The sequence below is a fragment of the Streptococcus mitis genome (assembly GCF_905187535.1).
GTDB lineage: Bacteria > Bacillota > Bacilli > Lactobacillales > Streptococcaceae > Streptococcus > Streptococcus mitis_BS.
This window is the reverse complement of sequence record NZ_CAJJIE010000060.1, coordinates 117,166-131,122: the sequence shown is the minus strand read 5'-3', so window position 1 is coordinate 131,122 and position 13,957 is coordinate 117,166. Positions and strand designations below refer to the sequence as shown.

13 protein-coding genes are annotated in these 13,957 nt (G+C 38.7%); 4 read left to right on the top strand and 9 right to left on the bottom strand.

The annotated features are described in order from the left end of the window. The first annotated feature begins 10 nt into the window (after positions 1-10). The 3 genes from JQ841_RS07800 (at position 11) to JQ841_RS07790 (ending at position 1,574) form a co-directional block, all read left to right on the top strand. A complete protein-coding gene (locus tag JQ841_RS07800) occupies positions 11-463 on the top strand; it encodes an NUDIX hydrolase (RefSeq protein ID WP_203180586.1) in 453 nt (150 codons plus the stop codon). Positions 464-521: 58 nt separating this feature from the next. Further along, positions 522-821 (top strand): DUF1827 family protein, encoded by a 300-nt coding sequence (locus JQ841_RS07795; protein ID WP_125442832.1) that lies wholly within the window; start codon positions 522-524, stop codon positions 819-821. A 129-nt stretch (positions 822-950) separates the two neighbouring features. Further along, positions 951-1,574, top strand: a complete 624-nt coding sequence (locus tag JQ841_RS07790) for a GNAT family N-acetyltransferase (protein ID WP_203180585.1) — start codon at positions 951-953, stop codon at positions 1,572-1,574. Between the two features lie 46 nt (positions 1,575-1,620). Here JQ841_RS07790 and ezrA read toward each other — a convergent pair whose 3' ends face one another. The 7 genes from ezrA to JQ841_RS07755 all read right to left on the bottom strand — a co-directional run bounded on the left by ezrA (position 1,621) and on the right by JQ841_RS07755 (position 11,443). Continuing rightward, positions 1,621-3,348 (bottom strand): septation ring formation regulator EzrA, encoded by a 1,728-nt coding sequence (ezrA, locus tag JQ841_RS07785; RefSeq protein WP_203180584.1) that lies wholly within the window; start codon positions 3,346-3,348, stop codon positions 1,621-1,623. 81 nt (positions 3,349-3,429) lie between these two features. Continuing rightward, positions 3,430-5,376, bottom strand: coding sequence for a DNA topoisomerase (ATP-hydrolyzing) subunit B (gyrB, locus tag JQ841_RS07780; protein WP_203180583.1), 1,947 nt, complete (start codon positions 5,374-5,376; stop codon positions 3,430-3,432). A 14-nt stretch (positions 5,377-5,390) separates the two neighbouring features. Then, complete coding sequence (locus JQ841_RS07775) at positions 5,391-5,954, bottom strand: HAD family hydrolase (RefSeq protein ID WP_203180582.1); 564 nt, start codon at positions 5,952-5,954, stop codon at positions 5,391-5,393. Between the two features lie 85 nt (positions 5,955-6,039). Beyond that, positions 6,040-6,594 (bottom strand): DJ-1 family glyoxalase III, encoded by a 555-nt coding sequence (locus JQ841_RS07770; protein WP_203180581.1) that lies wholly within the window; start codon positions 6,592-6,594, stop codon positions 6,040-6,042. A gap of 10 nt (positions 6,595-6,604) precedes the next feature. After that, on the bottom strand, positions 6,605-7,828 hold the full coding sequence (locus tag JQ841_RS07765; RefSeq protein WP_203180580.1) for an FtsW/RodA/SpoVE family cell cycle protein: 1,224 nt from the start codon (positions 7,826-7,828) through the stop codon (positions 6,605-6,607). A 36-nt stretch (positions 7,829-7,864) separates the two neighbouring features. After that, positions 7,865-10,315 carry a bifunctional DnaQ family exonuclease/ATP-dependent helicase gene (locus tag JQ841_RS07760; protein WP_203180579.1) on the bottom strand — a complete coding sequence of 817 codons (2,451 nt, stop codon included), beginning with the start codon at positions 10,313-10,315 and terminating at the stop codon, positions 7,865-7,867. Positions 10,316-10,513: 198 nt separating this feature from the next. Continuing rightward, the gene (locus tag JQ841_RS07755) at positions 10,514-11,443 is read right to left on the bottom strand and encodes a peptidase U32 family protein (protein WP_024057992.1); all 930 of its coding nucleotides are present in this window, start codon (positions 11,441-11,443) and stop codon (positions 10,514-10,516) included. Between the two features lie 139 nt (positions 11,444-11,582). Here JQ841_RS07755 and JQ841_RS07750 point away from each other — a divergent pair, with 139 nt between their 5' ends. Further along, positions 11,583-11,870 (top strand): DUF3270 domain-containing protein, encoded by a 288-nt coding sequence (locus JQ841_RS07750; RefSeq protein ID WP_024057993.1) that lies wholly within the window; start codon positions 11,583-11,585, stop codon positions 11,868-11,870. 33 nt (positions 11,871-11,903) lie between these two features. Here JQ841_RS07750 and ciaH read toward each other — a convergent pair whose 3' ends face one another. Together ciaH and ciaR are read right to left on the bottom strand one after the other, a co-directional pair. Then, entirely contained in the window at positions 11,904-13,238 is a 1,335-nt protein-coding gene (gene ciaH / locus JQ841_RS07745; protein WP_049515678.1) for a two-component system sensor histidine kinase CiaH, read from the bottom strand. After that, a complete protein-coding gene (gene ciaR, locus JQ841_RS07740; protein ID WP_000590639.1) occupies positions 13,228-13,902 on the bottom strand; it encodes a two-component system response regulator CiaR in 675 nt (224 codons plus the stop codon). The genes ciaH and ciaR overlap by 11 nt, the downstream gene beginning before the upstream one ends. Positions 13,903-13,957 lie beyond the last annotated feature (55 nt).

Below are 13,957 nucleotides of genomic sequence, written 5' to 3'. Positions count from 1 at the left end.
GGAAAATGCAATGGCAAACCCAACTTTCGGAGAAAAAAAAGCGAATACTGACTATGTTGCTCGTTATGGCGTATATGCTGTTATCCCTGATGCTGAGCAAAAACAAATTGTTCTTGTTCAAGCACCAAATGGTGCTTGGTTCCTACCAGGTGGTGAAATTGAAGCAGGTGAAAATCATCAAGAAGCCCTAAAGCGTGAATTGATTGAAGAGCTTGGCTTCACAGCTGAAATTGGTACCTATTACGGACAAGCTGACGAATATTTTTATTCTCGTCACCGTGACACCTACTACTACAATCCCGCCTACCTCTATGAAGCGACCTCTTTCAAAGAAGTGCAAAAGCCACTAGAGGACTTTAATCATATTGCCTGGTTCCCTATTGACGAGGCTATTAAAAACCTCAAACGTGGTAGCCATAAATGGGCTATTGAATCTTGGAAAAAACAGCATAAGATTGACTAAATCAAGCTACTTTATTTAAAAAGTGCTATAATAGAATTAGAAAATCGGAGGAAATGTTATGAAGCTAATCAATACGACAAACTCACACTCGCAACTTGTAAAAAGCCAGCTAGAAAGTACAGATGCAACCCTTGTTGAGGTTTATTCTGCAGGGAATACAGATGTTATTTTTACCCAAGCTCCGCTTCACTATGAAATCCTCATCTCAAACAAACACCGCGCTATTCGCGAGCCTGAAATCGAAGCTATTCAAGAATTTTTCTTGAAACGTAAAATTAATAAGGACTCTATTGATGAGGCCAATATTAAAACACTCTATTCAGAAAAATTAATTGGAATTTCGATTCCAACCAAATAAAATCTTGGAGAGATTAGAAAGTGATTTGAACCTTATGAAACAAAATTAGGTTTATTTAGCTTTTTAAATCGTCTCCAATTTTTTTCTTGAAATCCTATCAAACACGGTTTTATAGGTAATAAAGGAGACATGATATATCGAGAGGCACGAATTGAGGAATACGAAAAAATTGGAAAACTATTAGCCAATTCCTTTCTTGACTATCCCTTCTTAACGATTATAAGGGATGATTTAAAGAAACCTGACTCCTATCCTGCTTTTGTAGAAACATTGCAAATGTTACTCACTAGAGTCTATATTAAAAAGGGAAACTGTTTAATTGCGGAACAAGATGGAGAATTACTAGCAGTCGCCCTTTTGCAACTGAAGGATTTTTGTATACTATCCTATCTACGAAATGGCGGTTCAAAAATTTTTCGCTACATTCGGCCTCAAAATCTCCTTAAATACTTTGACTTTGTAAAACGTTCCAAAAAGTATTTAGAACAATCAGGAGAGTTTGATTGGTATTTGATGGCTTTAGCTGTTAATACAGCAAGAAAGGGGCAGGGAATAGGCAGTACTTTTCTGACACAAGGGATTGAACCCTATGTTAAATCAAAAGGCTGTAAGCACTTGGGTCTCATAACTAATACAGCTAGAAATGCCTCATTCTACGAAAAAAACAATTATATACTACTAGACTTTATGGATCTGGAATACGGTTCAAGATCAATTGGTAACTGGGCTTTTTTAAAAATAATGAATAAATAAAAAAGATTTGGTTCTGCTTCTCACAGAACCAAATCTTTTTATTATATTAGAAACGAATCGTCTCACGTGTTTTTTCGTATGAAGAGACAAAACGGTTGGTTACACCTGGTTCTGCAACTTCCAAAGCTTGCGAAATCTTATCAAATGAAGCATGATAATCAAATTCTTTTTCAAAAATTTCTAATGATTCATTAAAGGCTTCTTGAATTCGTTCATCAAATGAGCGGTAACGGTTCGAATACTGTAGTAATTGTTCTGTCAACGTTGCATATTGAACAATATTATAAGTTTCTTCTTCAAGTTCTTCCATATCATTTGTCGTAATTTCAAGCATACGGTTCACAGCTTCGATATTGACCTGGGCTTCTTCAAGTTCAGCCATCAACTCCTCTGTATGATTACTTGCTGTGAAGAACAACTGTAAGAAACTCTGAGGAATACCTGGAAGATTGCGTTTTTCCATATATCTCTTAATTGTGTGAAGACGATTAACATAAACATTTGCCTTTTGGCGAGCATTGATATCATCTTTTTCAATCTGAGCAAGACGTTGACTAACTGCAACTTGTTCATCTTCAATTTCTTTTAAAGTCGCTTGTAAGTTTTCTAAACGTTCTTCAAGCAATGAATAAGGCTCAGAATGTTCCTCTTGTTCAGAAGTTAACTCCAATACAGATTCTTCCAAAGACTCTAACTCAGCTTGTAATCTGTGAACATGACTAACATCCGTTTCAGATAGTAGGTAATTGTTACTCAATCGTTGAATATCTTCCACTAAAACAGCATTACTATCTTTCATGTGTTTCAAATATGTAGGAAGTGTTGCTACTAAGCCTTCTACTACTTTTTGAGCAGCGATTTCTCGTGTAAAGATATCATAGAGTGCATTGATTTCTTCTTGAACTTGAGTATTTTCATACTCAGCATTATCCAACTCTAATTGTGCAATATTTTCGTGGTTTTTCTTCAAAGATTCATAAAGCAATTGGAAGCGAGATTCAATATCCGTTTCAGCAAAATGATAGTTAGCATCTAAAAGCTTACGGTAACCATCCTCCAAATCTTCCAATTGATCAGGTAGCTCTTTAGATAATGTTTTTACAATCGCTGGCAGGCGGTCAACAATGTGACTCAAAGCCAAGATATGATTTTCAGCATTATCCAAAATCACAGCAGCTTCTACTGGGTCACCTGAAGTGTTCAAAGTAACAAACTGAGAAAACTCTGATTGGATATTTTCCAATTGTTTTTCGATTTCAGATAAACCTTGGCCATATTCTTCAGAATGATCAGCCACTCGGTGTTGCAACTCTTCAAACAAGTCCAAGGTATGAAGAACACGACCGCTGTTTTTAGATTCTTGTTTCTCCAAATCTGCCAAGGCATTGCGAATTGCCGCAATATCTTCTTCAATCAAGGTAATTTGGCTCTCGATTTGGTCAATTTGATGACTAGCCTTAAAAAAACGGAATGAATTGTTATAACCTTCTGCCTCGAAAAGATTATTTTCGATATCGGCAAAAGAGTTAAGAGATAAGTCAACCCATTTTTGGTTCCACTCACGGAAAGTCACCTGACTTTGTCCAATCAAGTGCATATTTTTTACAGCTTCAACTTCATCGTTTACTGGAAGATTGTACAGCTCTTCTTTTTTCTCTTCTAAAATTGCTAATTTACTTTCATTTCGTTTTCGTACGTAGATTGCGATAGCATAGGCAATCACTAAGAAAACTGCAACTGCAATTGCAAGATAAATTACTAGTCTATCAGACATATTAAACTCCTTTTTTACTTGAAACAATCGTAATGATTATATCATATTTTTTAGACCAAGGGAACTACTTCTCCCGATTTTTTAGACATCAAGTGTACTATAGACGGCATTTTCTTCGATAAATTCACGGCGAGGCTCAACTCGATCCCCCATCAACATATCAAAGATTTTATCTGCCTCAGCTGCGTCATCCACAGAAACTCTAGCCATCAAGCGATGCTCGGGATCCATTGTTGTTTCCCATAACTGATGATCGTCCATTTCACCAAGACCTTTATACCTCTGAATAGTTGGTTTGGTACGACCTTCACTGTGGCGGGCTAAGGCTTCTTGGAGTTTAATTTCTTGGTCTGCTCCTGGCTGAATATATTCTTTAATCTCGCTTCCAACCTTGACACCATAGATTGGTGGTTGGGCGATATAAACATAACCAGCTTCTAGAATTGGTTTCATATAACGATAAATCAAGGTTAAAAGAAGGGTACGAATGTGGGCTCCATCGACATCGGCATCGGTCATCAAAACAAGTTTTTGGTAACGAGCTTTTGAAACATCAAATTCTGCACCAAATCCTGTTCCCATCGCTGTAAAAAGACTACGAATTTCTTCGTTAGCTAGAATCTTATCCATACTTGCCTTTTCAACGTTCAAAATCTTACCGCGAATCGGAAGGATTGCCTGAAATTCACGGTTACGACCAGATTTAGCTGAGCCACCTGCTGAGTCTCCTTCGACGATGAAAAGTTCTGTTTCAGCAGGATTATTTGAAGAACAATCTGCTAGTTTACCTGGAAGGTTGGAAATTTCCAAACCAGATTTTTTACGAGTGACTTCACGCGCACGCTTGGCAGCCACACGAGCCTTAGCAGCTAGAATTCCTTTTTCTACAATGCGTTTTGCAATTTGAGGATTCTCCATAAGGAAATCAGAGAATGCATCACTGAAGAGGCGATTGGTAATCTTGACCACTTCGCTATTTCCCAATTTGGTCTTGGTTTGTCCTTCAAACTGTGGATTTGGGTGTTTAACTGAGATAACTGCAGTTAATCCTTCACGAACATCTTCCCCTGTTAAGTTGTCTTCATTGTCTTTCAGTAACTTATTCTTACGAGCATAATCGTTGATGACACGTGTCAAGGCTGTACGGAAACCTTGCTCATGCGTTCCACCTTCATGGGTATGAATATTATTGGCGAAACTCATGACGTTTTCATGGTAACCAGTTGTGTACTGCATGGCTACCTCAACTGTGATATCATCCATCTCACCGTCTGTATAGATTGGTGTATCAAAGATTACATCCTTGTTCTCGTTGATATATTCAACGTAACTAGCAATCCCACCTTCATAATGATAATGCTTGGTTTGTTCCAAACCTTCACGCTTATCTGTGATGGAGATTTGAAGACCACGATTTAGAAAGGCCAACTCTTGAATCCGTTTATTTAATTTATCAAAATCAAAGGTTGTTGTTTCAGTGAAGATTTCTGGATCCGGTGTAAAGTGAACTGTTGTTCCCGTTTTATCCGTATCTCCAACCACCTCAAGGTCTGCGACAACATGACCACGACGATATTCTTGGTAATGAATCTTACCATTTTTGTGGACATGAACGTCTAATTGAGTAGAAAGAGCATTAACTACTGAAGACCCCACTCCATGAAGACCACCTGAGACCTTATATCCGCCACCGCCAAATTTTCCTCCAGCGTGAAGGACTGTAAAGACAGTCTCAACGGCAGGTCGACCTGTTTTTTCCTGAATATCGACTGGGATACCACGCCCATCATCAACAACTGTAATAGAATCATCTGGCTCAATAAAGACTTGAATAAGGCTGGCAAATCCTGCCAAGGCCTCATCAATTGAGTTATCAACAATTTCCCAGACTAGATGGTGAAGACCTTCTTTTGAGGTTGACCCGATATACATCCCTGGACGCATACGAACAGCCTCTAAGCCCTCTAAAACTTGAATTTGACTGGCATCATAATCTTGTGCCTGCAGATTTTTGATTTCTTCTGTCATCTTTTTCCTTTTTCTTACATGTCTAATACTTGTCTTAAATTCACGATACTGGTAAACAAGTGGGTAGCTAGTCCTGCAGCTTGTCCTGCTTCGATATCAATCGGTCGATCACCAATGACAAGCCCTGAACTAATTTGATACTTTTCTCTTAAATAAATCATGGACTCAGGATCTGGTTTTCTCTTAAAGCCTGAGTTAGAAGTCACCACTTCTGTAAAATAAACTGCTATAGAGGTTTTTTCTAAAATTTCCAAGACTTGATTATTTCGGTGAGAGACCAAAAAATGACGGCCACCTTGATTTGAGATATCTTTCAATAAATCAGAAACTCCATCAAACAAAATCGGATGTTCAAGCTCTCTGGCTTCATTTTCCTTGTATTTTTCTAAAAAATTCTCTAAGTTGGGAGCGAATGTCTCAATCGCAAAATCAGTAGAAACCTTTAAAGCCTGATAAACACTGTCATGGTCTTGTGTGATGCCATACAATACCAATGTTTCAACAAATGCAGCTGTTGAAGTTTCGTAATTATCCAGTAAAGTTCCACCTAAATCCCAGATGTAATCGTGATATTTCATACCCTTCATTATAGCATTTTTTTGTGAAAAAAGCGATGATTTCCCTGAGTTTTCCACATAAAAAAACGAGAGTTTGACTCCCGTTTTACTGATTTTTACCAAAGACATCTCGATAGAGCATTCCTGTTCGTAAAGTCTCTGCGTCTCCTCCTAATTGCTCCACCAACTCGTAGGCAAAGGCAAGGGCTGTTGAGGGGCCTCGACTGGTTGTCAAATGACCATCTACCACTACTGTTTCCTTGACGTAGTGACCATCAAGGATTTGCTCTTGAACGCCGTCATAACAAGTGTACTGCTTGTTTTTCAATAGCCCTGCTTGATTGAGGGCAATTGGCGCAGCACAAATGGCTGCTAGTTTTTTTCCTTCTTGCTCGAAGCTTTGCAACTCTTGAATCAAGGCCTGATTATCGCGCAAATGTGCAGAACCAGGCATGCCGCCAGGAAGAACAACCATATCATAGTCTGATAAATCACCATCAAAAACACGGTCTGCACTTACTTGGATTGCATGCGAACCCGTCACTTGCTCTTCAAAACCAACCATATCACAAGTAATATTTGCACGACGCAAAACATCCACAACTGTCAAAGCTTCAATTTCTTCAAAGCCTTGAGCTAACATAACTGCTACTTTTACCATGATTTTCTCCTTATTTGATTTGTTTTAATACAACCTTTTTCCGTTTGAATGGAACTTTTCCGCTCTTTTCTTCAGCTAGATTAGTCTGGTAACTCATTGATAAAAGCAAGCCAATACCAATCAAGTTACTGATAATAGCCGATCCTCCTTGCGAAATAAAAGGCAAGGGAATCCCAGTCAAAGGAAGCAAACCTGTCACAGCACCGATATTCTCAAAGATATGGAAGAGCAACATCATAATCAAACCTGTGGAAATATAGGTGTAGAACTGGTTATTTGATCTAAGAGTAATCTTCAACATACGGTAAATCAGCATGAGATAAAGGGTGATAACAAGAACAGAGCCAATAAAGCCAAAATCTTCTGCGATAACCGTGAAAATCATATCCGACTCTCGAACTGGAATAAGCAGATTAGAAGCATTAAACCCTTGTCCAAATAAGCCACCGCTTCCAATGGCAATCTGTCCTTGAGCCTGTTGGTAAGTGGTTGTTTGGGCAAAGTCAAATGGATTGAGCCAAGCCAAAATACGGTTAATTTGGTAGGTCGGCATTCCCAGTTGATGGAGAAAAGCCCGACCGTCCTTGCTGATAAAAATAGCTAAGAAACCAGCAATTCCTGTTACAGCAGTCACAAAAACTGGGATAATAATTTTCCAAGAAACTCCTGATAGCAAGACGATTCCTGAGAAAATGGCTACAAAAACCAAAGCCGTCCCTAAGTCACTTTGAAGTGCCAAAAGAACTAGGACTGGAATTGTAAAGAGAATCATCCAGAAAATCAACAAGAAGTCCAGCGGAACTGTACGTCTCCATTCCTTATGTTTTTTGGTAAACTGGACAATGACACGGGCCAACATGAGGATATAGGATATCTTCATAAACTCTGACGGCTGGAACAAGGTAACACCATTTACCGATACCCAGTTTTTGGCACCTGTTGATGCAACTAAGCTTGGATTATAAAAGACAATCGGTAAAACCATAAGTCCCAAGCCTAAAATATACAGAAAGGGGGTCACTTTCCAAAGAAATTCTGTATTAAAGAGCATGACGATAAAACCAATCACAAGCCCCAAGGCAATCCAGGCGACCTGCTGCCCTAAAATGGGCAGAATATTATTTGGATAATCATGACTAACGGCTATATAGATAGCCACCACGCCAATAACCAGTAGAAAAAACACTGGCAAGAGCAAACTATAATCGACTCTAGAGTCGAGAGAACGTTTCATATATACTAACCTTATACTTTCATACAATACTATTTATCAAAGTTCATTTAAAAATTTATCAATAGCCTCATCAACTTCGGATCGAGAGACGGTTTTAACAGTCGCTTCTTTTGCTAGAGAAGTTACAATTTGTTTGCCATATCGCTTTCCGACAATTCTCCTATCCAAAATAAGAGTTAAGGAACGTTGGTGTTCGCGTCTCATACTTCTTCCCAAAGCCTGTTTTAAACGAATAATGGCTATTGGCAACTGATAATCATAAAAGGCATTTTTTCCTTCCTGATTCAGTTCCTGATTAATCTTTTTCGTCAAGGGCTCTTGAGGATTTTGGAAAGGAAGTCTTGGTACAACTTGAATCACAAAAGGATGACTTGAAAAATCAACTCCCTCCCAGAAACTTGCTGCACCAAGCAGGATTTGTTGTTCACCTTTTTCAAAGCGTTTCTTCAGTTGATGAACATCCCCATTTTTATACTGGGCCAGATGGCTAACTGGAAGTAAATTCGATACTGCTAGAAGCATGTCTTTAGCAGTAAAGAGAACTAAAATCGGTTGCTGGAAAGCTCGAACATCCATCAGCAAATCAGCTACCTCTTTGGCGTAGACTTCTAAGGAGGTTTCTGTTACCAAGGGGAAATCTTTGACCAAGATCACTTCTTGATCCTGTTTTCCCCGAGCCTCAATCTTGACAAATTTGGCTTCAGGATAGCCTAAAAGATCTGCCAAAGAAACCCTCTGACTAATCTCAAGAGTAGCCGACACTCCCAAGACTTGACATGAATTAGGTATTAAAGAAGATAGAAGAATACGTCCTGATTTCGTAGAAGAAATTTGAATTTTCTTTTGACTCGTTTCAATTGCTTCAAGCCAGTAGTCTCGGTCAGCTGTAAAATAGCGGACCAGCTCCTCAAAGCCTTCTACTTCTAATTCTGAAAAATACTGGTGGAGATTGGCAAGAGAATCTAAGATATTTTTCCTAGATTTTCCAGACTGAAATTGTTCTATCAAGTAGAAGCACTCAAAGCGAATACTTTCTAATATTCGTTGCTGGACCTTATTTTGCTCGTCCAGTAAAGCCTTATCAAGCAATTCGATAATAGACTGGATATCGTAAGTCTCTTGAAGCAGATTTTCTAGAGCCAACAAGATCTTTTGAACTTCATCAATAATCAATAGACGGTCGCTGACAAATTCAGGATTATCTTCAAGTCTGGTTACAAGATAGGCATGATTGGTCACTAAAAGCTTGCAGGTTTGTGCCTTTTCTTGACTACGTTTCCAAAAATCTTCCGTCACAAATAAGCTCTGAGATGATAAATTCCCGTCATGACGAAGATCTATTAGAAAATGTTGGTAACGGTAGAGTTGCCCGATTTCATCCAAATCTCCTGTCTCTGTCTCAGTCAGCCAGACCAAGAGTTGCATTTTAAAGCGTCTAAATAAGCGATTTTCATCATTTTCCTGCAAGGAACGATAAAAGGCATCCAACTTCAGATAATTGTGTGGTCCTTTTAAACTATGAATATCTATATGGAACACTTCCTTGAGACGTTTACCTTCTTCTTCCATGATCTGATTTTGAAGAATCTTTGTCGGAACGCTAAGGACAATCTGACGATTTTCCACTTGGGACAAAGCAGGTAAGAGATATCCATAGGTTTTCCCAATCCCAGTCGGAGCTTGAATTAATGAGACAGGCTCATCTTTCAATAGCAAGCCAACCTCTTTAGCAAAACTTTCTTGTCGTTCCCTCACTTCAAGGTTCAACAAAGAAATATTTTTAGAAAAATCTTGGGATAGTTTTCGTGGCTCCAGGGGAGCTCCAGTTTTCTTGAAATACAGTCCTTGAACTTCGACCATGTCTGGAGAACTCAGGATGGATTGGCTGCGATAAATTTCTTCAATAACCAGGTAGGACTCATATAAGAGGGCGTCAGCCATTTCCAGCAAGCGTTCCAAGAGTCCTTTAGGAAGTTGGGCCATCTTTTCTCGTAAAAAAAGAAGTAATTCCGCAGTAGCTTGGGCATCTGAAAGGGCTGTGTGGGCGTGTTTTAGAGGAATTCCTAATTCTCGACACAATATCGGCAAGCTATATTTTTCCAGTTCAGGGAAAAAAACCTGAGCCAATTCGACCGTGTCAATACGAGGATTTCTTAGTTCATAGCCTTCAAAAAATAAATTTTCCGCCAAAAGATTGGCATCAAACTGAACATTATGGGCTACAAAAATCCCATCCTCCACCAAGTCAAAGATTTTTCTAGCAACTTGCGAAAAATCAGGTGCTTGCGCCAGACGTTGGTCTGTCAATCCTGTCAGTTCTTTGATATGAGCATCCAAGGGTTCATGTGGATTGACATCCGTCGTATAGTGATCGACGATTTTTCCGTCCTCAATCACGACAATTCCCACTTGGATAATTTTAGCCTTACTACCTGTGCTAGTTGCCTCTAAATCAACCACAACATAGCGATTACCAATCGTTTTCATTATAAAAAATTATACCAAAAAAAGGGCCATTTGGCACCTGCAAACATGGGATAATTTTCAAACTCAAGAACACTACTTGTCTTAAAAATCCCATCAAATAGAGCATCCTAGCCTACTTATTTTTTGAAAATATTGGAGAATAAGAAAAATTGAGAGAAGAAATGTTTGCATCTTCCTTCTCTCAACTATCCATTTACTTTATTTAACCATGTCAGGATCGTAGTCATAAAATCCTGTGTCAAGGAAACGGTTTTTAGGGTGTAACTTGCGTACTTCCTCATCCAGCAAGAAAGCTTGGTCATGGCTAAAGTTGCCCTCTTGGATCAAGCTACGCGCTTGGATAAAGAGTTTTGCAATCTCAACAAAGTTCTGACCAGGAGTGTAGAGACCTTCTAATTTCCAGTGAGTAAAACCATGCTCTACCAATTCTGTCAATTTTGTCATCAAATCAAGGTCATTGTTGGCAAAAATGTGGGTTCCATGATTGTCTTCAAAAATGGAATAGTGACTCTCTGGGTCACTTGGCTCAGCCAAGAAGAGGTCACGCTTGCGCGTCTTTTCATCATCTATGTGCGTAAAGTTATAGTAATTTTGCAAGAGCGGACGTTTAGAATGATGGATAACGCTAGCTCCGTAAACCAAAACTTCAGCAGGAATTTCCAAAATCTCTGGCATTTTGAAGAGTTCAGCAGATGGAATTTCACGCGCCAAAACAGCCTCAGATGCGCCAGCCTTTTGTCCCCAGAAGTTGATCTGACGACTGCTTGTCACCATAGTTGAAGCATCATAGATGGTCTTAAAGGAATAACCATCGCGGTTGACTACGTAAAAGACACCTGCATCCCCAATCGTAATGTAGTCTGTCTTGATTTCTTCCAAAAAGTCTAAGAAAGGCTTGATACGATCCATCATATCTTGGTGCATGAGGGCGTTAACCGCAACAATCAATTCCTTATCAGCATCATGAACCAGCTTAGCGATTTCACGCAATTGGTCATGACTAAAGGTTGTTGGCAGACGAAGGCCAAAATCTTTCTCACCAACATAGATACGATCTACGCCAACTTCGAGTAGTTGTTTAACTTGTTCAATACTTTCAGCAGTTGCTGTAATGATAATCTTTTCCATAAGAAAAATTATACCACATTTCTGGAAAATCAGCCATTCTTTAAAAATGAAAAGGGACTTTATTCTTATTGTAACCTTTCTGTAATAATTCTCTGCTGAAAAAATGATAAAATAGGTATGTACTGTTAAGGAGAGAATAATGCCCGTAAGAAAATTACAATCCTATGAGGTAGACTATCAAGAAGAATTAAGCCAGCAGGTTCCTCGCTATCAAGATTATACACCTGAAGCGCAATCTGATGCCAATCTCAAGGAAATCCTATTTTTTGTTAATATCGCTGTTTTTTGTATCTGTATTGCTATCTTTAGTTTTATCTTTTTAGCATTAAAATTATCAACTGCTCTTGCATTCGCTGCAGCAATCGGATCCAGCTTACTTGTTTTAAAAGTTCAGCGCTTTATTATCAAACAAAAACGTAGAAGATAAATCCAAAATATCGCCCCGTCTGGAGCGATATTTTTATTTTTTCTTTTTAGATGGTGTGTGGATGGCAATCTTCACTTCAAAGATTGTTCCCTTTGGTTTATTATCTTTGACAGTAATGGTTCCTTTTAGCGCATCTACAATTTGCTTGGCTAAGGATAATCCTAAACCAAAACCACCTTTTTGGCGGGTTCTAGCCTTATCCACTCGATAAAAACGATCAAAAATTTTCTTCTTATCTTCTGCTGAGATACCGACTCCATTATCGGAAACTAGCAAATAAAGATTGCGATCGGTCGCTGAAATCATAAAATCAATTTCACCATCCTCCTCAGTATATTTGATAGCATTATCAAATAGGATGGTCATCAGTTGTTTTAAAAGAAGCTGATCTGTGACAATCGTTCTATGAATGCGATTTTCAAAACGGAAGACACGGTCATTTTCAGAAGCAATCATCTCATAGTTTGTGAAAGTCGTATTGAAAAAACTAGTTGGAACTTCTGCAAGTTCCGGCTTAATTCCATCATCTCTACGAGCTAAATTCAGCAAGTTTGTCGTCAAAAAACGCATATTTCGGACTTCTTCCAAACTCGATGCAATGCTTTCACTCACATCCATAATGGTAGCTTCTGGCTTCCGGAAAAGGGTCTCTAAACGATTTTGCAAAACTGCAAGTGGAGTTCGTAACTCATGACTGGCATTTTCCACAAAGGACTGCTGCTTCTGCATGCTCTCAAGCAGAGGCCGAACACTGACTCGAGCTAGATAAAGACTGGCAAGCAAAGACAAAATCCAGAAACTAGCCATCACGACCACAATCAATTGCTCGTGCTTTTGACTTGCCTGCTCCAACTGACTGGTATTAATCAAGACAGCCGCATACTTAATATTGGTTGAAACCGAACTGATATTGGTTTCCATCAAAATCATGCGATAGATTTCTTCCTGTCCATAGCTATTAAAAACCTGAATCTGATAGATATGGCCTAGTTCTTTCTTCTCTAGCTTAATCTTATCCAATCCCAAAAATCGGTTTCCAGAAAGGAGTTGGGTAAAATTCTTATCAAAGAGAATGACCTCTGTATTTGAACTAACATTGGGTTTTATCTCAGTCTTGCTAGTATCTGTAGCGGCATTCTCTAAATCTTTAATCTCTTCTGTCGCCCTATTTACTGCCAACTGAATAACTGCCTGAGGATTGTTACTCAAGCCATGGAGCGTATCATCCACCGAAGTATAGAGACTCGAATGCATGACCTGCAAAATAATCAGAGTCATGGTAGAGAAAATCAGGGTGAAGACACCAAAGTTGCGAATAAAATAACTAAAGTCATCCGCATACCATGTTTTTTTTAGTTTACTGAACATCTTTTAAAATATACCCAACACTGCGCAAGGTTTGCAAATTCTCTGCAAAAGTGGTTCCTTTTAATTTCTTACGGACTTTTGAAACATAGACTTCGACAACCGAAATCGTTGTATCACTATCAAATCCCCATAGACGATCAAAAATCTGAGTCTTAGGCAAAATAACATTTTGATTTTGAAGGAAATAAACTAATAAATCGAACTCTTTCCCCAACAATTCGACAGGAGTATCTTCGACTTTAACGGTATTAGTTGACAAATTAACCACAATATTTCCATAAGTCAAGGTGTTTTCATTAAATTTACCTGAACGTTTGAGAAGGGCTTGAATCCGCATTTTGAGTTCTTCTAGGTAGAAAGGTTTGGTCAGATAATCATCCGCTCCCAGTTCAAATCCATGTCCCTTGTCATCCAAACTTTCCTTGGCGGTCATGATCAGAACTGGAGTCGTAATCCCCTTTTCACGCAATTCTTTCAAGACTTGGAAGCCATTTTTTTCAGGTAACATTAAATCGAGCAAAATCAAGTCATAGACGCCACTTTCAGCTTCGTAGAGACCTTCTTCTCCATCAAATACCTGCATGACATCCGCAAAATCGTCTAAAAAGTCAAATACTGAATTTGACAGGCCTAGGTCATCCTCAACCAATAAGATTTTTATCATGAGAAACTCCTCCTTATTAAAACCATTATACCAAATTTGCCTTAAAAAAAACTCA